Annotated in this window: 20 protein-coding genes and 1 CRISPR repeat array; of the genes, 17 read left to right on the top strand and 3 right to left on the bottom strand. The window is 52.5% G+C overall.

What is annotated here, in order from left to right; genetic code table 11:
• Positions 1-387: 387 nt before the first annotated feature.
• The 5 genes from QW71_RS18820 to QW71_RS18835 all read left to right on the top strand — a co-directional run bounded on the left by QW71_RS18820 (position 388) and on the right by QW71_RS18835 (position 5665).
• Positions 388-2550, top strand: a complete 2163-nt coding sequence (locus QW71_RS18820; protein ID WP_200905938.1) for a Tex family protein — start codon at positions 388-390, stop codon at positions 2548-2550.
• Positions 2551-3482: 932 nt separating this feature from the next.
• Complete coding sequence (locus QW71_RS18825) at positions 3483-4397, top strand: GNAT family N-acetyltransferase (RefSeq protein WP_039301907.1); 915 nt, start codon at positions 3483-3485, stop codon at positions 4395-4397.
• A 66-nt stretch (positions 4398-4463) separates the two neighbouring features.
• On the top strand, positions 4464-4670 hold the full coding sequence (locus tag QW71_RS41415; protein WP_235441498.1) for a hypothetical protein: 207 nt from the start codon (positions 4464-4466) through the stop codon (positions 4668-4670).
• A complete protein-coding gene (locus QW71_RS41420) occupies positions 4642-4806 on the top strand; it encodes a GNAT family N-acetyltransferase (protein ID WP_235441499.1) in 165 nt (54 codons plus the stop codon). Before QW71_RS41415 ends, QW71_RS41420 begins: the two co-directional genes overlap by 29 nt.
• Before the next feature lie 106 nt (positions 4807-4912).
• Entirely contained in the window at positions 4913-5665 is a 753-nt protein-coding gene (locus tag QW71_RS18835; protein WP_039301908.1) for a hypothetical protein, read from the top strand.
• A 152-nt stretch (positions 5666-5817) separates the two neighbouring features.
• On the opposite strand, the gene QW71_RS18840 is transcribed toward QW71_RS18835, so the two are convergent.
• A complete protein-coding gene (locus QW71_RS18840; protein ID WP_039301911.1) occupies positions 5818-6786 on the bottom strand; it encodes an S-layer homology domain-containing protein in 969 nt (322 codons plus the stop codon).
• Positions 6787-7075: 289 nt separating this feature from the next.
• Here QW71_RS18840 and QW71_RS18845 point away from each other — a divergent pair, with 289 nt between their 5' ends.
• Together QW71_RS18845 and QW71_RS18850 are read left to right on the top strand one after the other, a co-directional pair.
• A complete protein-coding gene (locus QW71_RS18845; protein ID WP_039301914.1) occupies positions 7076-9055 on the top strand; it encodes a translation factor GTPase family protein in 1980 nt (659 codons plus the stop codon).
• 81 nt (positions 9056-9136) lie between these two features.
• Entirely contained in the window at positions 9137-9550 is a 414-nt protein-coding gene (locus tag QW71_RS18850) for a hypothetical protein (RefSeq protein WP_039301916.1), read from the top strand.
• 239 nt (positions 9551-9789) lie between these two features.
• Positions 9790-10566: direct repeats of the CRISPR family, unit length 33 nt; unit sequence GTCGCACTCCGTGTGGAGTGCGTGGATTGAAAT.
• 151 nt (positions 10567-10717) lie between these two features.
• On the opposite strand, the gene QW71_RS18855 is transcribed toward QW71_RS18850, so the two are convergent.
• Both QW71_RS18855 and QW71_RS18860 read right to left on the bottom strand, forming a co-directional pair.
• On the bottom strand, positions 10718-11713 hold the full coding sequence (locus tag QW71_RS18855; protein ID WP_039301918.1) for an S-layer homology domain-containing protein: 996 nt from the start codon (positions 11711-11713) through the stop codon (positions 10718-10720).
• Positions 11714-12009: 296 nt separating this feature from the next.
• The gene (locus QW71_RS18860; RefSeq protein ID WP_039301920.1) at positions 12010-12294 is read right to left on the bottom strand and encodes a hypothetical protein; all 285 of its coding nucleotides are present in this window, start codon (positions 12292-12294) and stop codon (positions 12010-12012) included.
• A 131-nt stretch (positions 12295-12425) separates the two neighbouring features.
• On the opposite strand from QW71_RS18860, the gene QW71_RS39925 reads away from it, so the two are divergent.
• The 10 genes from QW71_RS39925 (at position 12426) to QW71_RS38095 (ending at position 20252) form a co-directional block, all read left to right on the top strand.
• Positions 12426-12599, top strand: coding sequence for a hypothetical protein (locus QW71_RS39925; protein ID WP_039301922.1), 174 nt, complete (start codon positions 12426-12428; stop codon positions 12597-12599).
• Between the two features lie 611 nt (positions 12600-13210).
• Complete coding sequence (locus QW71_RS18870; protein ID WP_160311823.1) at positions 13211-13756, top strand: winged helix-turn-helix domain-containing protein; 546 nt, start codon at positions 13211-13213, stop codon at positions 13754-13756.
• A gap of 162 nt (positions 13757-13918) precedes the next feature.
• Positions 13919-14374: an SRPBCC family protein gene (locus QW71_RS18875; RefSeq protein ID WP_160311824.1), complete on the top strand. Its 456-nt coding sequence runs from the start codon at positions 13919-13921 to the stop codon at positions 14372-14374.
• A gap of 19 nt (positions 14375-14393) precedes the next feature.
• On the top strand, positions 14394-15704 hold the full coding sequence (locus QW71_RS18880; protein ID WP_047013851.1) for a beta-ketoacyl synthase: 1311 nt from the start codon (positions 14394-14396) through the stop codon (positions 15702-15704).
• On the top strand, positions 15701-16948 hold the full coding sequence (locus QW71_RS18885) for a beta-ketoacyl synthase (protein WP_039301929.1): 1248 nt from the start codon (positions 15701-15703) through the stop codon (positions 16946-16948). The genes QW71_RS18880 and QW71_RS18885 overlap by 4 nt, the downstream gene beginning before the upstream one ends.
• A gap of 54 nt (positions 16949-17002) precedes the next feature.
• Positions 17003-17221: a hypothetical protein gene (locus QW71_RS18890; RefSeq protein WP_039301931.1), complete on the top strand. Its 219-nt coding sequence runs from the start codon at positions 17003-17005 to the stop codon at positions 17219-17221.
• Positions 17218-17598, top strand: coding sequence for a holo-ACP synthase (gene acpS, locus QW71_RS18895; protein ID WP_039301933.1), 381 nt, complete (start codon positions 17218-17220; stop codon positions 17596-17598). The genes QW71_RS18890 and acpS overlap by 4 nt, the downstream gene beginning before the upstream one ends.
• Before the next feature lie 20 nt (positions 17599-17618).
• The gene (locus tag QW71_RS18900; protein ID WP_039301935.1) at positions 17619-18818 is read left to right on the top strand and encodes an MFS transporter; all 1200 of its coding nucleotides are present in this window, start codon (positions 17619-17621) and stop codon (positions 18816-18818) included.
• Between the two features lie 12 nt (positions 18819-18830).
• Positions 18831-19211, top strand: a complete 381-nt coding sequence (locus QW71_RS18905) for a cupin domain-containing protein (RefSeq protein WP_047013852.1) — start codon at positions 18831-18833, stop codon at positions 19209-19211.
• Between the two features lie 75 nt (positions 19212-19286).
• On the top strand, positions 19287-20252 hold the full coding sequence (locus tag QW71_RS38095) for an amidohydrolase family protein (protein ID WP_052770086.1): 966 nt from the start codon (positions 19287-19289) through the stop codon (positions 20250-20252).
• Positions 20253-20255: the final 3 nt, after the last annotated feature.

Consider the following 20255-nt stretch of genomic DNA (forward strand, 5'->3'; position numbering starts at 1 on the left):
TTTTAACCTAAGGTGTGCGAACAGGGGCTGCCTTTCGTTCATCATAACTACTGTTGCAGAGCGGGTGCCTGAGGGAACCTTAAAAGGGAAAGGTAAAGGTATGCAAGGTAGGGCCCAATTAACCTTGGTAAGCTGTATATTTTGCCTTCCGGGCGGAATATGCTTTGGGGTCCCCGCTAATCTGCTGAGTTATCTTCACCGGGTTGGTAGCTTGCGTTGCGGGGGTACTTTACCGTGCCAAACTTTGGTCCTGCGGCAAACTGTGATAGTATTTTAGTAGAGAGTTATGGACTCAGACTGCGTATAGAAAGAGGGATATACTTGAGCGTTGATACTAATGGGGCGGGTAAAGCGGCGGAAGATGCGGCTGCCCGCCAGGAGCAGGAACTGATTACTGCAGCAATTGCGAAGGAACTTGGCATTAGCCTGAAGCAGGTGCGGACTACGGTGGGGCTGCTGGATGAGGGCAACACGATTCCGTTTATCGCCCGGTACCGCAAGGAAATGACCGGAGAGCTGGATGAGAACGCGCTGCGCGATATCGAAGAACGGCTTGGATATCTGCGCAACCTCGGCGAGCGGAAGAAGGATGTCATCCGCAGCATTGAGGAGCAGGGTAAGCTGACCCCGGAGCTGCAGGCGCAGATCATGAAGGCTGTGAAGCTGCAGGAAGTGGAGGACTTGTACCGTCCGTTCAAGCAGAAGCGCAAGACACGGGCCAGTGTTGCCAAGGAGAAGGGGCTGGAGCCGCTTGCCGATTGGATCATGGAGCAGCGCCGCCAGGGCCATCCTTATGAAGAAGCGGCGAAATATATAGATGCGGATAAAGGTGTAGACAGTGCGGAGCTTGCTGTCCAAGGGGCAATGGATATCATTGCCGAGAATATTGCCGATGATCCGGCCATCCGTTCCTGGGTGCGCCAGTATACGGCGAGCCAGGGGATTCTGGTCTCCGAAGCCAAGGATGCGGAGCAGGAGAGCGTATACGAGAATTACTATTCCTACCGTGAGCCTGTGCACAAAATGCCGCCTCACCGTATTCTGGCCATCAACCGCGGGGAGCGGGAGAATGTGCTGAAGGTCGGCATTGAGATTATTGCCGATAAGATTCACGCTTTCATTATCCGCAAGCTGGTGAAGGGTCCGTCCCCGGTCAAAGAGCTGCTAGAAGCCGTGACCGAGGATGCCTACAAACGGCTGATTGCACCTTCCGTCGAGCGCGAGGTGCGCGGGGAGATGACGGAAAAAGGCGAGGCGCAAGCGATTTCCATCTTCTCCGGAAATCTGCGCAGCCTGCTGCTGCAGCCGCCGGTGAAGGGCCGCCATGTGCTGGGCGTAGACCCGGCCTACCGCACCGGCTGCAAGCTGGCTGTTGTGGACGATACCGGCAAGCTGCTGGAGGTAGCGGTCACGTATCCGACGCCGCCGAACAACAAGAAGAAAGAGGCGGCGGCCAAGTTCAAAGAGCTGATTGCCAAATATGGCATTCAGCTTATCGTAATCGGCAACGGCACCGGCTCGCGGGAGACGGAGCAGTTCACGGCCGAGGTCATTGCCGAGGTCGGGAATCCTGAGCTGGCCTACCTGATCGTTAACGAGGCAGGGGCCAGCGTGTATTCGGCCTCCAAGCTGGCGCAGGAGGAGTTCCCGGACCTTGATGTGGCGGAGCGCAGTGCCGCCTCCATCGCCCGCCGCGTGCAGGACCCGCTCGCGGAGCTGGTGAAGATCGACCCGAAGGCGATCGGTGTCGGGCAGTACCAGCATGATGTGTCGCAGAAACATCTGGAGGAGAGCCTTAAGGGCGTCGTGGAGTCGGCGGTTAACCACGTCGGTGTCGACGTGAATACCGCTTCGGCCTCGCTGCTGTCCTATGTGGCGGGAGTCAATGCGACGATCGCCAAGAATATTGTGAAGTTCCGCGAGGAGAACGGCAAGTTCGCCACGCGCAAGGCACTGCAGAAGGTGCCGCGCCTGGGCGCGAAATCCTACGAGCAGTGCATCGGCTTCCTGCGTATCCCCGGAGGGGATAACACGCTGGACCGCACGCCGATCCACCCGGAATCCTATCCGGTGGTCGACCGGCTGTTCCGCGAGCTGGGCCTCGATGTGGAGAGGCTCGGCAGCAAGGAAGTAGCGCAGCAGCTGGAGGTGCAGGATGCCGCCGAGCTGGCTGTGAAGCTGGATGTCGGCGTGCCTACGCTGCGCGACATCCTGGAGAGTCTGCAGCGCCCGGGCCGCGATCCGCGCGAGGAGCTGCCGCTGCCGATCTTCCGCACGGATGTGCTGAAGATCGAGGACCTGGTTCCCGGCATGGAGATGCAGGGAACCGTCCGCAACGTGATCGATTTCGGCGCGTTCGTCGATATCGGCATCAAGAACGACGGGCTGGTCCATATCTCCCAGCTGAGCGGCAGCTTCGTGAAGCACCCGATGGACGTGGTCTCCGTGGGAGACAATGTCACCGTATGGGTGATGGGCATCGACTTGAAGAAAGGCCGCGTCAGCCTGACCATGCGCCAGCCGCGCGAGGTGGCCGGCAGCGTGAAGTAGGGCCGGCGGTATCGCTGGCAGGTTGAACCAAGGGCAGGCGGTATACGAGGCTGGCCATGCGAGAAGTTAGACCGGCGCTGCAAGCTGGGCGGCAGCGTGAAGCAGGCCGCCGATATCGCTGGCAGGTCCTGTAGAGTAGGGCCAGTGAAACGGGGACCGCAGCGTAACGAAGGGCCAAGCGGCAGATGCCGGGGCTGGCGCGGACTCGTGGCACAAGGGAAGGCGGGCCCATTGGGCCCGGCTTGTCGAACACGCGGAAACTGGCCCGTCTGAGCTCTATTGCACGAACTGTTGCGGACTCAGATGACCCTATTTTGCTGAAATTAGCGTTTGGATCGCGGTTGCGGACTCAAAGGCCTCTATTTCATGACTCGAGGCCTGCTGGCATGCCCGAAAGATCAAATAACGTCTTCTGAGTCCGCAAGGGAAGAAAAACAGGCTGATTTCGCAAAATAACGTCTCTGGAGTCCGCAAGGAAGAATGCCAACATGTACAGTGGAGTGGAGCACCAGGGCAACTGGATATTGGACAGTCACTGTGGAGCTCCAGCAAACTAACCTATTAATAATGACCAGCCAACGAATACAGCAGCAGAAGAAACGAGTACGAAACACCACGGCTAATAACCAATCAAGACAGAATAAGACCCAAATCAGAACCAACCCAAGAACCAACCCAAGAGCCAACCCAAGAACCAACCCAAGAGCCAACCCAAGAACCAACCCAAGAACCAACCCAAGAACAACCCGCTGACCAGCCGGACGGCTGCGCTTCCTTGACCAGGACGGCGCAGCCGTTTTTTGGCAACCCTAAATAGCAGATGTAACGCTCCAGGCCAAGCTGCGGTAAAGAATGGTTATAATTGTTAATGATCTTAATCCCTCTTCCACACAGTGTTATGATGAACAAAAACAGAAGGTGGCGGACCGGTATTGAGCAATAGAGTGATCAGGAATTTCGGGCAGAACGATATGGCGGCGCTTGGGGAAATGTATGCGCGGGTGTCGGCACAGGAGGATGTGCTTTTTTGGTGGGTTGGGGAGGAGAGCAACTGGGAGAATGTAATCTGTGCCTTTGAAGGAGACAAAATGGTAGCCAAAGGTCAGCTACAGATCTTCAATGTGGTTCCCCCGGGACGTCTGCCTGGAAGCAAACATAAGATTTTTGTGAATCTGAAAACACTGCCCGGGCGTGAACAGGATATCGGACTGCTGGATAGTGTCTACTCTCTTCTGCTGCAACGGGCGCATGAACTAAAGGGAACACTGTCCCGGGAATACGGAACGGTTCTGTGTACGGGGAATTACGCCGCAGAAGAGAGCTGCAACACTTATTTCGCACAGCATCTGGGTTACCTGCCGTATAGCCGGTTATATACGCTCCATCGTGACTTGAACGAACCTATACCCGTGGCAGAGCTTGCGGCAGGTCTTGAATCAGCGTGGGTTCAGTTGGATTCGCCGGAGCAGAGAGAGGCTTATCTGGAACTGGAGGCTGAGATCTGGCCGGATACCCCGCTGGGCGTGGAACGTCTGCTGGAATATCAGGAGCATCCGCTCTGGACATCGGCTGTTGTACGGGATGCAGGCAAGGTTGCCGGCAGTCTGATGGTCTGGCAGGAAGATCAGAAAGGGATTATCGAGGATGTGTTTGTCCGTGAGCCATGGAGAAGACGCGGGATCGCCAAGGCACTGCTGGTCCGCGCCCTGGCATATCTGAAAGAGCACGGGCTGGACCGGGCGCAGCTTATCGCCATGACTACCAATGAATCGGCACTGTCCCTGTACGCATCCGTGGGTTTCCAAACGGGACGGCAGGAGATCAGATTGTATACGGAGCTGGATTAATAATCGCTCAGGATGAATTCCTCTGCACAGTGAAATCGGCACAGTGAAAGTTGGGAGGACGTTTATATGACAGTGGAACTAAAGCCAGTCTCTATTGAGAATTGGTATGAATGTACCCAGCTTACGGTTAAGCCAGAGCAGTTGAATGTTTTTCCTGCACCTGTGGTTTATTGGATTGCTGAATCGAAATATGTTGATGAATTTGAATCACAAGCATCAAGGCAAAGGGTATGGCAAGGCAGCAATGGAAACATTGATTCAGTTGATGAGTGATTCGAATTGTACAAGAATCATGATTGGGCACCGGCCAGACAATATGATTGCGGGAAGAATGTATGAAGCTTTAGGGTTTCTAGCCAGTGAAGAAGTAATTGACGGTGAAATCGTACGTCTGCTGCAAATCAGTTAACTAGCCCCCTCCCAATGCTTACCGCCCCACGTGACAAGAGCCTTGCAACTATATCCGCCCGGGCAGCGTCTACAAGGGTAAGAATAGCAGCATGAGGAGGGATATCATGTATAAGGCAAGATCAATTGGTTTCACCGCGCTGATGGTTGTAATGCTGTTTCTTGCAGCCTGCAGTTCAGCACCTGACACGGCTCAGGAAGCAACACCCGCACCGGATCATACAGAGGCACCTACTCAGGAGCCCGCTCCGGCAGTACCATCCCCGGCACCGGCCGCGACGGTTGCTCCAAGTCCTGAGGCTACGGAACCAACTCCGGTAGCGGAAGACCCCGGACCGCCGGAGGAAGGCACACCGCCTACAGCGCTGGAAGCGGCAACCACAGTAATGCGGGCGCTGAAGGACGGGAATATGGAGACGCTCGCCGCGTGGGTACACCGGGACAGAGGGGTCCGCTTTTCCCCTTACGCTTATGTTGATGTTGATAAAGACATTGTGTTCAGTCAGGATGAGCTAAAGGCTGCAATGCAAGATCCGGTAAAGCGCGAATGGCGTGAGTTCGCCGGTACCGGAGAGCTGATTAAGCTGACCTTTGCGGACTATTATAAGCGGTTTGTGTACGATGCGGATTTTTCCGGTAAATCTGAAGTTGCACTGAATCAGGGCTTGGGCCAAGGAACGACTCTAAATAATCTCAATGAGGTGTACCCCAAGGAGACCCATGACTTCGTAGAATATCATATCGCCGGTATCGATCCTTCCTTAGAGGGCATGGACTGGCGCAGCCTGCGGCTGGTCTTCGAGAAGAATGGCCAGGACCATATTCTTGTAGGGATCATTCATGATCAGTGGACACCTTAACGTAAGGACTGAAAGCGCCAGTTATTAGTAAAATCGCAAAAAGCCGCATCCCTTGGTTATCCCAACGGCGATGCGGCTTCTTTTGACGAATATGCGTTTATACGTTACTGCCATGTGCCATGGTATCAAGCCGACGCCGCTGTATTTCTCACTTACATCCCTGCAGATGAATCAGCAGAAGTCGAACCAGTTATAGATTTGGCTACCGCTGTATACCCTTCTGGCAGGTAAGTCACGGCAGTACCCGTTGAGATCACCTGAATGCTTATAGAGCCGGCAGGCGGTGAAGTCACTTTGAAATAGATCACTGCTGTTTGGTTAGCGCCGAATTCAATCCGCTCAATCGACAGGCCGTAACCCGGGTTAGGCAGATTCTCAACCGTGACGGTTGCTTTATTGACGCCAGTTGCCGCTTTTTCCAGTGTAACCGCTGCTTCATAGTCATTAACCGGGGCAGTGGCGCTGTCATCCGGAGTGATTACCTCTTTAGCAAATTTGGCTGCATCATAGATCAGGACTGCGGCTTCCGCACGGGTAACCGGTTCATTCGGACGGAAGGTGTTATTCTTCTCTAGTAGGATCAGGCGGGTATTGACCAGAATCTGCAGACTGTTCATTTCCGCTGTAGACAGCTTACCGCCATCCGTGATATCCGCATACATCAGCGTAACCGGGAAATTCCCTTTACTCTGCAGCGCCTGGGTCAGCAAATGAGCGAACTGGATCCGCGTCATTGCCGCATTGGGGTTGATGGACTTGTCCAGAGACAATCCGCTCTGCTTGGCAGCCAGGAATGCGGAGGCATACCATGCGTTATCTTTTACGTTTTCGAAGTAATCGCTGGCTTTGCTGCCGGTTGTATTCTGCGGAGACAGCTTGAGGCCGCTGACGATGAACTGAAGGCCTTGGGCGTAAGTCAGCTTGGATTTCGGTGCGAACATATCACTGGTAATTCCGTTAATGATGCCATTTTGATGAAGTGCATTGATTTTGGATTCGGCAGCATTGCCCTTCAGATCCGAAAAGGCAGAAGCCGATGCTCCGAATGATACTGTTGCTGCCAGAATGCTGCACGCTAGAGTGATTTTTGTAGCGCGCTTCTGGAATGATTTATTCTTCATTGTGCCTCACCTCTTATACTCTTAGATGGCCAAAGGGGCCGAAATGTTGCAGGCAGATCTGATTAAGCTGAAAAATATTGTAGTTAGGCTGAGTTATGTGCGTCTGTACCCTAATTGCAGAAGACTCGTTCGTTGAGGGTAGTATCAGCAGACCGCGGGGCCGTCATCCGGGAAAGTGCTTAACGATTGAACATTAGCGGCATTTGGCTGTACACTTGAAGCAGGGTCAGTAAACGGATTCAACCACTATCAGGCATTCATACATTCGGCTTATGACAGGAGAACATAGATGATTCAGCAGCAGAGGGTTGAACGGATCAACGTGGGGATTTTTGCCCATGTAGATGCGGGGAAGACGACTACGACGGAGCATATATTATATGAGAGCGGGCGGATTCGCGCACTTGGCAGTGTGGACAGCGGAACGGCGCTGACGGATTCCATGGAGGTGGAGCGGCAGCGGGGGATTTCTGTGCGGGCGGCTCTGGCATCATTCTCGTGGCGGGGAGTGCAGATTAACCTGGTCGATACCCCGGGGCATGTGGATTTCCTGTCTGAGGTGGAGCGCAGCTTGCGGGTGATGGATTGTGCGGTATTGATCCTGTCAGCAGTGGAGGGCGTGCAGGCACAGAGTGAGATGATCTGGAATGCGCTGCGCAAGCTGGGGGTTCCTACGCTTATTTTCGTGAATAAAATGGACCGGATCGGCGCGGATCCAGCCGCTGTGCTAACTCAGGCGCGGACCTATCTGTCCGGGGATATTGTGCCTGTGCAGCAGCCCTTATATAGGGAACGGAAATACATAGGGGCGGCGGATTTGTGGAGTGAAGGCGCAGATGCGGCGGCGCGGACAGAACTGCTGGAAGCGCTCGCGGAGCGGGACGAGGAGCTGCTGGAGCTGTATATGGCGGACGGTACGGCAGATCTGGCTCGGTGGAAAAGAGAGCTGGCCGTTCGGACGACCGCAGGAAGAATGTATCCGCTGGTGTATGGCGTAGCGGCCAAAGGTCTCGGTGTCACGGCGCTGCTCGATGCCATGACCGAGTATTTCCCGCGCGCGGGCGGAGATGCGGAACAGCCGGTATCCGGCATCGTGTACAACATCCAGCGTGACAAAAGCATGGGCCGCATGGCCTTCGTGCGTCTCTATGAAGGAACTATCCGCAACCGGGATACGGTGATGAATTATACGCAGGAGGTCCAGGTCAAGGTGACGCAAATCCGCAAGGTTGAAGGCGGACGCACCGAGGATGTGGGGGCGCTGGAAGCGGGGGATATCGCCGTAGTCTACGGGCTGTCCGGGGTGCGGATCGGCGATGTGCTGGGCCGGCCGGAGGCCATTCCGCAGGAGGCGAAGCTTGCCGTGCCGCTGCTGACCGTACGTGTCTTCTGGGGAGCGGATGCCGACGACCATAAGGTGATTGCCGCATTTCAGGAGCTGGCCGACGAGGACCCGCTGCTGGATACCCAGTGGCTGCAGGAAGAACGGGAGCTGCATATCAAGGTGATGGGGCCGATCCAGCTGGAGATTCTGGACAGTGTATTGCAGGAGCGATTCGGGCTGAAGATCACCTTCGGCCCGCCATCGGTGATCTACAGGGAAACGCCAAGCCGCGCAGGTGAAGGCTACGTTGCCTACCTGATGCCGAAGCCGTGCTGGGCGATTCTGAGGTTCCAGATAGAGCCGGGCCCGCCGGGCAGCGGCCTCGTCTATGAATCATTGGTGCGCAGCTCCGATCTGCTGCCGCAATACCAGAACGAGACGGCCCGCCGCGTGCCGGAGGCGCTGCAGCAGGGTCTGCGCGGGTGGGAGGTCACCGACCTCAAGATCACACTGGTGGAGGGGAACCACCATGTGTGGCATACCCATCCGCTGGATTTTGCCGTGGCTACGCCCATGGCCATCATGGATGGGCTGGCCCATACCGGCACCAGCCTGCTGGAGCCGGTCCTGCAGGTGCGCATCGTCGTGCCTGAGGAGAACGGCGGCCGTGTGATGAACGACCTCGTGCAGATGCGCGGCACCTTCGAGCCGCCCGTGCTTCAGGGCGATCGGATGATCATCGAAGGCAGGCTGCCACTGGCAACCTCGCTAGATTATCCTGTGACCTTAAGCTCCTACACGAAGGGGCGGAGCACGTTCACATCCTTTTTTGCCGGCTATGAACCGTGCCCGCCAGACGTCATTGCCGAGCGCACCCGCCGGGGCGTGAACCCGCTGGATCAGGCGAAGTATATTCTGAGCGTGCGGAAGGCGCTGCAGGGGTAAGATGGGTAAAGAAATAGGCAGGGCCTGAGAATCAGTAGCATAGTATAACGAGAGAAGCAGCAATGGAGAGGAGAGGACCGCATGTTTAGAAGCCTGAAGCGGCGAATCGACAATGCGAACCAAATGCAGCGAATGCGCAACGAGAATCCCGATGAGTTCCGGCGGGCACTGGAGAAGCATACCCGTGAACAGCAAGCCCCAGATAACACTCCCTCGGTACAATCCGGACCAGCTATCCGGTTTGCCCGTTGGTTCCTCTACTTGCTGACCGCGCTCATTCTGCTGGTCATTTTCCTCGGCGTGCCCCAGGCGGATAATCCCATATTTTCACTGCTCAGCTTTGGCCTGCTGCTGTCTCTTCTGTATATGGCGGCTGGTCTGGCCCATCCCTCTATTGTATTTTTCCGGAAAAAACGTTCCCGAATGTTTGCACTCGAACTGTTCGGGCTGATCAGCGGTTTGCTGATTCTACTGATGACGGTTTTTCATACTTAGGAGGGAATTAATTACTTTTGCAGAATATAATCCTGGATCAACAGGTAGAAGATGATCAGTGCGAATGGCAAGCTCCCATGAAATCCCCGGGTCCTTCGCACCTCAGAATTTGACGAAACCTTCTAAGTTAGCGATTGTTTAAGAAAAGTCAACGGCTGATCGATACTTATTGTAGTATCGTTTCGGGGAAAGTGCAGTGAATTGATGCAGGAACAGCATGGAATGTGCTGCTTTCCGCTGTCGCACTCCGTGTGGGGTCGTGGATTGAAATTAGAGTCTATGGACGATAGCGTGAATAGCGTGGAGGTCGCACTCCGTGTGGAGTGCGTGGATTGAAATTTAATACCGCTGGAACTGAATGGCTTTTTTGTTATGTCGCACTCCGTGTGGAGTGCGTGGATTGAAATGTTACGGACCGGATAAGAGCATTCCGTTCCGAACGTCGCACTCCGTGTGGAGTGCGTGGATTGAAATCACAAGTACCTCGGCGAACAAGGCGACTACACTCGTCGCACTCCGTGTGGAGTGCGTGGATTGAAATGTTCCCGAAAAATGCGCATTACCATAAGCGCTAATCGTCGCACTCCGTGTGGAGTGCGTGGATTGAAATTTCGGAGTAAAGTCATTCTTCGGTGCTGGAATTAACGTCGCACTCCGTGTGGAGTGCGTGGATTGAAATTCGAAAGAAGGATCCGAAAGCTCGCCGGTCCAAGGGTCGCACTCCGTGTGAGTGCGTGGATTGAAATCCCAAGGACACGAATATACCTCTGATATTCGGCCGTCGCACTCCGTGTGGAGTGCGTGGATTGAAATCCACCACCTAACCGCGAGACCGTCCACAGCGAGGTGTCGCACTCTGTGTGGAGTGCGTGGATTGAAATAAAATGACTATCAACTTGGAGGCATATATGATCGTCGCACTCCGTGTGGAGTGCGTGGATTGAAATGGCGATATCATAAAAATTCTCGCCCATGTTTTGGTTGTCGCACTCCGTGTGGAGTGCGTGGATTGAAATAGATCATAGTGGCCCCAGGCGACGATGGCGTAGAGGTCGCACTCAGTGTGATATACGTAAAATAAAAAAACAGATCATGTCCCGGAAGTCAGGCATGATCTGTTTTTCAATTCATTTGCTTGTAACCTTACAATAAGCCTTGCATCGAGAATTATTCAACATCAGTTGCCGGCTGCAGCCAACGCGATCCCATTACAGGCTCTGCTGTAGCGGTGTAGCCTTCGGGCAGATAAGTGGAGACCGTCCCTTTGGTGATGACTTGCGGGTACATCATATCCGGATCGGGCAGGGTTATTTTGAAGTAGATCACTGCTTTGGTGGCACTTGTGAATTCGATGCGCTCCACCGCCAGGCCGTAGCCGGGGTTAGGCAGATTATCGACGGTGATGGTGGCTTTATTGACGCCTTCAGCCGCTTTTTCTAGTACGACATCCGAAATGTAGTTATTGACCGGAACTGGTTCCGGTTCAGAAGGCTCAATGACTGTATCGTCTTGGTTGATCACCCGCGCTGCAAACTCAGCGGCATCATGAACCATAACAGCAGCCTCGGAGCGGGTGATGATATCGGCCGGGCGGAATTTTCCGTTGTCCAGCGTAATCACCTTCATGTTCAGCAGAATCTGCAGGCTGTTCATGATTTCTGAAGAGAGGTGTCTGCCATCCGCAACATCTACATACATTTCGGTAACCGCAAAATCACCCTTGCTCTGCAAGGCTTCGGTTAACAGATGAGCGAATTCTGCGCGGGTCAGGTTTGCGTTCGGATTGGCATTCTGTGCCAGAGTCAAACCGCTCTGCTTGGCGGTCAGGAACGAGGAGGCATACCAGGCATTATCTTTTACATTGTCAAAAAAACTGCTGGCCGTGGAAGTGCTGCCCGTATCTGTCTGTGGCGTCAGTGCCAGCCCTTTGACGAGAAATTGAACGCCTTGCGCCAGGGTTACTTTAGCGTTGGGGGCAAAAAGGTCACTGGTTATACCGTTAATCACACCGGCGTCATGCAGCGCATTGATTTTGGTTTCGGCAGATTGTCCGTTCAGATCAGAAAAGGCAAAAGCGGATGCTCCAAACGACAAGCTGGCAGCCAGGATTCCGCACGCGATGCTCATTTTTTTTGCGCGCTTTATGATATTAGTTGTTCTCATTGTGCATCACCTCTACCTATTAAGATGGCTTTTAGGTGAGAAATGTTGCACTTGGCGAAGAAAAAACTCCTGAATAATTATCTTATTCCATCAGTTAACACGCTGATTATGTGTATGCATTGAGAGCAGTAAAGTGAATTCAAGAAAAATTGAGATGGATTTACTGTTTTTTAAGTGAAGTGCCGCTGTCGCTCCTAATGTGGGAGAGTGGGGATATATTAATTCGAAAAATGGGAAGAATGCTGTAATAGGGCAATTACCAATTTTTTTGCTTTCAGGAATTATGGAAAGGCCTTTTAAGTTGATTCGTTGGGTAGAAGTTTGTTGAGATTCATTCCATCTGTTAAACCTTGTTTGTACATTAGCGTTTCTGCAATACTTTGGAGTAGAGTGGTACTAGTCTCATAGCTTTGTAGATGTTGTTTGCAGTCTTGGGGAAGCAAAGAAATCAACTCCACAAATAGCTGATTGCATTCGTAAATTAAATGCTTATATTCATCAGAATTGGATAGTATAGAACTATCTATATACTCCATTCGGATGGAAAGAAACTTGTTAAAGGCATGCTCCTCATCAGTCATGTATGCTCCCCCGATAAAAAATATGATATAAATCAAATCATATAGTGACATCACTTAGGTGTCAATGTGAATCTATAAGTGCTAATTTCACAATGATACAATAATGACATCACTTTTAGGGAGTACAATATATGGCAACTGATAAAAGAGTGTTTACTTTACGTTTAAAGGATGAAAATTTCAACAAGATTAAATATATCGCAGACAAAAATAAGCGATCTATTGCTATGCAGATTGAATATTTGATCGAGCAACACATAGAACAATTTGAAAAGGAAAAAGGAAAGATCGGGACGGAAGAATAAAAAATGTCCGGAAGAGTGATGGCCTCCAGAAATTCATAAATCGGATGGTCATTTTTTTATTATCTTTTTGTTAATTACGATTATTAAACGAGTGTTTATTAAAATTCAACAGCTTATCGATTCCCTTTTTAATATTGCATTAGAATAAATGTTAGAAATTGATACGGAAACAGCAGGGAATGTGCTGGTTTCCGCCGTCGCACTCCGTATAGAGTGCGTGGATTAAAATAAGGTTAGATGACCGGTTGACGGAAGGGAAGCAGAGAGTAAGTAATGCAAATAGAAGGTTGTCCGCCAAGCAGAGCGCCGCATAGAAATATGCGGTCCTCTGCTTGTTCTTTTTTTAATATGACGCTATGATTTTTTTCCTTTTTTATCCTAATTAATACTATAAAATAGAAAATGAAACCTTGGTGAAATTAGGTCAATGATGAAAAGAATGGAATGGAGAGAAGCGCATGCGGGTTGCACTTGTTTGTTGTGCGGGTTCCATAGAGCCTTGTGAGGATTGTAGATTTCAGAATGTTCATTCTTTTTTTTCACGAGTGTACGGTTGCAAGGTATTTCATTTCAAGGAGCTTGATGCGCTGGTCGATATTGTGAAGGAGGGCTTGAGGTTTGACGGTGTGGTCATCAGTACCCCGGACTTTAATCCGGGTTTCATTCATACGATGCAATACCTGCAGCAGCTGCTTACGCTGAAGATATTCATTATTGTTGAGGAGATTAACACTCAGGGCACACCCATCCCAATACCGTCCAATCATATTTATTTCGGCAGATATGAACGCCCTGGCTTCCAAGAGGAATTATTCAGCCGTTTACGTTGCTGGTTTGACGAAGGACTGAGCAAGAACACGCCTTGCACCAGACGATCCAAGGGAATCGCGCTTAATCTCCACTCCAAATCCTTAAAAGTCGGTGAGATTGTCATTGAACTAACCTGTAAGGAATTTGAATTACTTGACTTGCTACTGGAATGCCAAGGCCAGTACATCCCTACCGAGCAGATCCTGCACCACCTGTGGGACAGCTATACTTCCCCTGAAATTGTCAGGCAGTATGTATACAAGCTGAGGCACAAAATTGAAACGACGGCCGGCAGAAGCGATGTCATCCTATTCCGCCGGGGGATCGGATATTCGGTTAGCCTTTAGATCTGACGCTTTTTGTCAGGTCTTTTTTTTATAAATGATGAGCCTGTGCTGTCCTCGGTTTGTGGAATAACTGTAAATTAACGGAAGCTTAACAGCCGGGTTATGTCCCCTCCCGAAATTTAGCGTTACGATGGCAGTAATACTATTGGGGAGGCATGTATAGTGACAACGATTCAGAACAGTATCTGGATTCACGCAGACCGGATCACCGTATTCGACAGGACCAACGATATTGCGGGCTGGACGGATTTGTTCACGGAATATAAAGAAACGCGGGTGCTGGAACAGGGGGAGTCATACATCCGTTTTGAATTGACTACATATCCCGAGCCAAATCGCCCGTCGCGCTCATGGATATCCGAAAGATGGTTAGACCGGCCGAATTTCCGGATTACCGCCAGACGTCTGGAGCCGCTGCTGCCGTTTAAGCATATGAATCTGGAATGGCTCTATGAGGAACAAGAAGAGGGTACGTACATGACCTGGATTCAGGAATTTGAGGTAGATCCCGCAAGCGGCCTCACCGATGAGCAGGTTGAAGCCCATCTGAACCGGACCACGAAGGAGCAGATGGAGGCGGTCAAGCTTAATATCGAGAAACTAAGGATTCGGAGCTGAGGCCTGGATGGGAGACACGATGGGAAGAAGAGTAGTTATAACCGGAATGGGTCTGCTTACCCCGCTGGGGAATACGCTGGAGAGTTTCTGGGAGAACAGCTTGCAGTGCAGGGTTGGATATGACAGCTTGCAGGGCTATGAGCATATGGCTTTGAAGAGCCGGGTCGCCGGGAGAATACCGGATTTTGAGCATCTCGGCAGGACTGCCGATGAAGCGGTGAGGGAAGGAATGGGCCGGCCGGGAATTCTGGCAGTCAACGCTGCTGTAAGGGCTGTTGCCGATGCACAGCTGGAGTTCACCAAGGAAATGCGGGAGCGTTCAGGTGTCTGCATCGCCAATGCGATTGCCGATACCCCATTCTCTGAGCAGACATTTCTGCGAATGACAGAGGGCGGCCATGGGCCGATTGACCATGGACTCAGCCAGGAGGATCTATACCGCAAAGGCATGTTCTCCTATATTGCCTTTGATGTGGCGCATCAATTTGGACTTCAGGGAGAAGCGCTGGTAATGTCAACGGGCTGCACAGGCGGCATTGATGCTGTCGGGTATGGATACGAATCTATCGCAGCAGGAGAACATGACATCATGATATGCGGTGCAGCGGAAGCACCAATCAGCTCCATGACCATCGCCTCGTTTGATGCAATTGGTGCATTGACCTCAAAGTTTAATGATGATCCCACGCGCGCCTCCAGACCCTTTGAGCTGAACCGGAGCGGATTCGTTCTCAGCGAGGGCTGTGCAGTCGTTGTGCTGGAGGAACTGGAGCATGCACTGCGGCGGCAAGCCGGAATCTACGGTGAGGTTACCGGCTTCTCCAGCACGAATAATGCCTATCATATGACCGATTTGCCACAGAACGGAGAGGCGCTCAGTCTGACGATGAACGGGGCGCTGAAGAATGCCGGTATTGAAGCGGAGGATGTTCAATATATCAATGCCCATGGAAGCTCGACTCCGCAGAATGATGCTTTCGAGACCGCTGCCTACAAAAGAACCTTCGGCGAATTAGCCTACTCCATTCCGATCAGTTCAACCAAATCCATGGTGGGTCATCCGCTCTCAGCAGCGAGCGCCATTGAGATTGTGCACTGTCTGCTGGCCTTGAACGAAGGCTATATCCCGCCAACGGCAAATCTGGATGAACCGGACCCGGCCTGTGATTTGAATTATGTGCCGGGGCAAGCTTTAAAGCGCGACCTGTACCATATTCTGACCAATGCAAGCGGGTTCTCCGGCATTCATTCAGCCATGATTCTGTCGAGGAGCGGGTTCTGTAATATGGCGGGGAAGCTTCAGACTGAACAATGGATGTGCAGCCAATGAAGAATAAAGTTTTGGTAACCGGAGTTGGTATGGTTGGGCCTTGCGGAAATAATGCCACGGCATTCTGGGACGGGCTCCTGAGCGGTCATAACTATATGTCCCCGCTTCAGCTTGAGGGTACGGTTGGAGCAGCACCTCCTTTCGCCGGACAAGTCAGAGGGATGGAGCCGGGGCAGGTCATTTCGAAGCGTCTGTTCAAGAAATGCTCCCGTTTCTCTGTGATGTCGATCTTGGCTGCAAAGGATGCCATGGATGATGCCAACTGGGATCTTGATACGATGAGCCGCGAGCGGATCGGCATCTTTGTCGGCAACAACTCGGGGGGCTGGGAGAGTGCCAGGAATGGCTTGCGTGTTCTGCATACCGAGGGTGCACCCTTCATTGATCCTAACCTCGCGAGCAATTGGTTTCCGGCCGCTGCCCAGGGGCATATGTCTCTGGCCTTTGACATTAAGGGCTATAGCAAGACCGTTATCGCCGACCGAAGCAGCGGGCTGCTTGCCATTGCGTATGCGGCCAGAGCTATCCGCAGCGGGATCATTGATGCGGCCATCGTGGGCGGTGCAGAGACGCCGCTTGATCCGTGGGCGCTCTCCTTTTACAGCTCGGAGGGGCTGCTGAACCTGAAGGCGGATAGCCCGGAGACGGCTTATCGGCCGTTTGTAGAGGCCCGTAGCGGGATGGCCCTGGCCGAAGGAGCGGCCTTTCTCTGCCTTGAATCTGAACGCAGCCTCCAGAGGCGTGAGGCACTTGGCCGGGTGAGGGCCAATATTCAGGGCTTCGGGTTCACGAACGACGGCCAGGAATCTGCCCCGCTTGAGGAGAGCGTGGCGCAGTGTGCCAGGGCAATTCGACTGGCTATCGGGCATTCGGATATCCATCCGGAGCAGATTGGCTATCTCTCACTGGACGGGGCGGCTTCCTCCCGTCAAGACGGGATTGAATGCTCGGCCATCCAGGAGGTGTTCGGTGGCAGTGTATCGGGCAAATGGGCGAGCTGTCCGAAGACATCCTTTGGCAACACGATTGGGGCCGCAGGCGCGTTCGATGTGGCACTGAGCGTACTTGCCATGAATCACGGGCAGCTGCCCGGTCTTCCGTATCTGGCATCATCGACTCCAGACAACAGCTTGAATTTTGTGGAAGGAATCAGCCGCCGGGTATCTGTCGAGTCCTCACTTATTCTGTCCAGGGGGAGGGGAGGTGTCTCTTCTGCACTGGTTGTGAGCAAGGAAGAGTTGTGAATTTGTAAAGCGTGCAGGGTAAGGCTCATTAACTCTAACGGGAGGGTGTATCTAATGGTATTCGAGAAGATAAAGGCCATCATTGAGGACATTGGCATTGAGGAGGAGATTACGGAGGCGTCACGTTTGTATGAAGATTTGGCTCTGGATTCGACTGAGCTGGCGCTTGTCTCTACAGGGTTGGCCAAGGCTTTTGGCATCTTTATTGAAGGCAAGGAGCTCAGAGCATATTCCGTGGGCCAAGTGATTGAAGCTGTTGCCTTAAAGGCATGATCAGAGGGATCGGCATAGATATTATCAGCATTAGCTTTGTGGAACAGATGATGGCTAAATGCGGTGAAATATTTATGGAACAATATTTTTCAATAGAAGAGAGAGAACTCTTCGCCTGTAAAAAAAGACATGCCGAAGAATTTCTTGCCGGCCGATTTGCCGCCAAAGAAGCGCTGCTGAAGGCCATCGGAACCGGCATGAACTGCGAGCTGGGCTGGACCGAAATGGAGTTTCTCAACCATTCCAGCGGCCAGCCCTATCTGGTCCGCAGCAGAGGCCTGGAACATTATGTACAGCAGCAGGAGACGATCCATGTAAGCATTAGTCATCACGGTGATTATGCTGCTGCATTCATCATTATTGAGAGCAGTCAATGACTGTGAGGAGGACCAATCACATGAGCAATAACAAAATTTTCACACTTTTAGCCGTCAATATTTTACTCGTATTTTCGATTATGGTCAGTATCTTCCCTATCGCACCACTGATCAGCAGCGATCTCGGCATGACCTCCGGTGAAATCGGAACCATAGCGGGGATTGCATCCCTGGTGATGACGTTTCTGTCGATTCCATCGGGCGTCTTTGCCGACCGGTATGGGCGGAAGAAGATTATCGTTGCCTCCATGGCCCTTTCTGCAGTGGCTGTGTTCATGGTGGCTGCTTCTCACGGGGTGCTGTTGTTTACGGCAGGGTGGCTGCTGTTCGGCTTCGCCAGAGGATTTGTGTCCACACCGATTTTTGCGGTGGTGATGGATGTGTGCAAGCCCGAAGAGCGGGGCAGAGCGATGGGCATTGTGTCCGGGGCGATTGGCGCCGGGTCGGTTCTGGGATATGTTCTCAGCGGCCTGCTCAGCAATTACTTTGGCTGGCATACCTCCTTCGCGGTGCTGGGTTCCCTGCTGCTTCTGTCCACGCTGGTAACCACTGCGCTGCTGAAGGAGACCGGGGTCAAGAATGCAAGCAAGAGCATCGGGCAAGCGTTCAAAAATTCATTCAAGTGGCTGGGCGTCCGCGAAATCCTGCTGGCGGGAATTGTAGGAACCCTGTGCTTCATGGTGGGTGTCTTTACGACCTTCCTGGTGCCGTTTGCGGCCAAGGAACAGGATATTTCCCTGGTGCTGCTCAGCCTGCTCTTCATTCCTTATGAAGCCGTAGCCTCGTTCGGGGCGGTATTCATTGGCTGGATCTCGGATAAGGTGGGCAGACATGCGCCCCTGATCTGGGCCCAGTCGATCTGTGTGGGAGCGCTCGTGCTGCTGTATGCGCTTGACTTCAACCCCTGGCTCCTGACCTTCGGCTATGCGCTGATTGGACTTACAGAGGGGCCTATTATTACGCTGGTCAACACGATTATTACGGATAAGGTCATCAAGATCAATCCGATGGAAATGGGCGCGGCATTAGGGACCTTCCGAACCCTGCAGGGAGTCGGGATTGCACTGGGGTCGACGCTTGGCGGCTTCTTCTACAGCAGGATCGGAACGCATCCCAGCTATCTGGTGGCCGCCGGACTCATGGTGCTGACAATTCTGATCTCGCTTGGCCTGGGCAAAAAAGAAGAATCGGGTGTGTCGGAATATAAATCAGCCGGATAAGGGAGTGCAGTGATGAAGCAGGTGTACGCGAATACAGTAGTTCAATTTGACGATGTGCCAGTGGTTCATGCCAGGGGAGGGCAGATGCGCGTGTTGGGGAGTCCGGCAACGGTCGGGGCTTCGCAGTTGATCATGGGCCATGTCCTTCTCCAGGCAGGGGAAGAGATTAAGGAGCATCTCCATGATTATGGCGAAGAGAGCGTATTTGTAATTCGGGGCCTGGGAACGGCGTTCATTGAGGATACTCCGCATTCCATTCAGGAGCAATGCTTGTTCATTGTGAGGAAGGGAGAAAGGCACCGGGTGGTAAATGAGGGTCCAGGCGAAATGGAACTGGTCTTCGCCACGGCTCCGCTTGCCCCAAGCCCAGAGAGCGGGCACAGAGACGTCTAGTCCGCCTGCCAGGCTTCAAACGATGCATTCAGCCCTTGTAATGCCAATCCTAATCAAAGTGGTGAGAAGAAAAACGTGAAGAGCAATCTTGTTATTGTAGATACTCATGCCCATTTTGCCGTCAAGGAGAATAAAAGCCTGGAGCTCAGTCTGGCCGGGGCCGGAACCGTACCGGATTACAAAAAGCAAAAAGGATTCGATGATTTGCAGTATTTGAAGAAAATGGTTGGTGCGGCTCAGGAAGGCTTTGTCGATGACAACAATCTGCTGGAGGATTATCTGTCCTGTATGGCCGAGAATCAAATCGCGATGAGTTGGGTCCATCAGCTCAGCTTTGAGGATGTGTACGGCTATGAGGTGCTGTCCAATGAAAAAATCTCCGAGGCGGTCCGGGCACACCCCGACAAGCTGCGCGGGTTCGCGAGTGTTAATCCCTATAAGGGGAAGGAAGCGCTGGTGGAGCTTAATTACGCCATTCAAACGCTTGGAATGCAGGGCTTTAAGCTGAATCCCAATGATTATGGGGGCTTCGTTCTGAACGACCGGGAATTGCTCTATCCGCTGTATGAACGGTGCAGCGAGCTGGGGATTCCGGTAAGCGTGCATACCGGAATTACGCCAGGCAGTATTTTTCGGATGAAGCATAACTATCCGATTCTGCTCGATGATGTTGCTGTTGATTTTCCGGACCTGACCTTGATTGTGGAGCATATGGGCCACCCATGGAATGATCTGTGCTATTACATGGTGGGCAGGCACGACAATATGTATGTGACCATCACTGCGGTAGCCAATATCCTCATTCACAACAATCCCAAGGTGTTCCGGATGGAGCTGGCCAAGATGATCTCGGTCTGCGGCAGCCACAAGATCCTCTGGGGCTCGGATTGGACGGTCACGCCGAACATCGCTGAAGTGCTGAATTACATGCAGAAGGTAGCGATTCCACTGCCCATGAAGCTGATGATGGGCGTGAAGGAGATCAAGAAGGAGGATGTGCAGAACATCCTGGGGCTGAACGCACTTAGAATTATGAAGTAGGTG

This window comes from Paenibacillus sp. IHB B 3415, from assembly GCF_000802655.2.
Lineage (GTDB): Bacteria > Bacillota > Bacilli > Paenibacillales > Paenibacillaceae > Paenibacillus_AQ > Paenibacillus_AQ phytohabitans.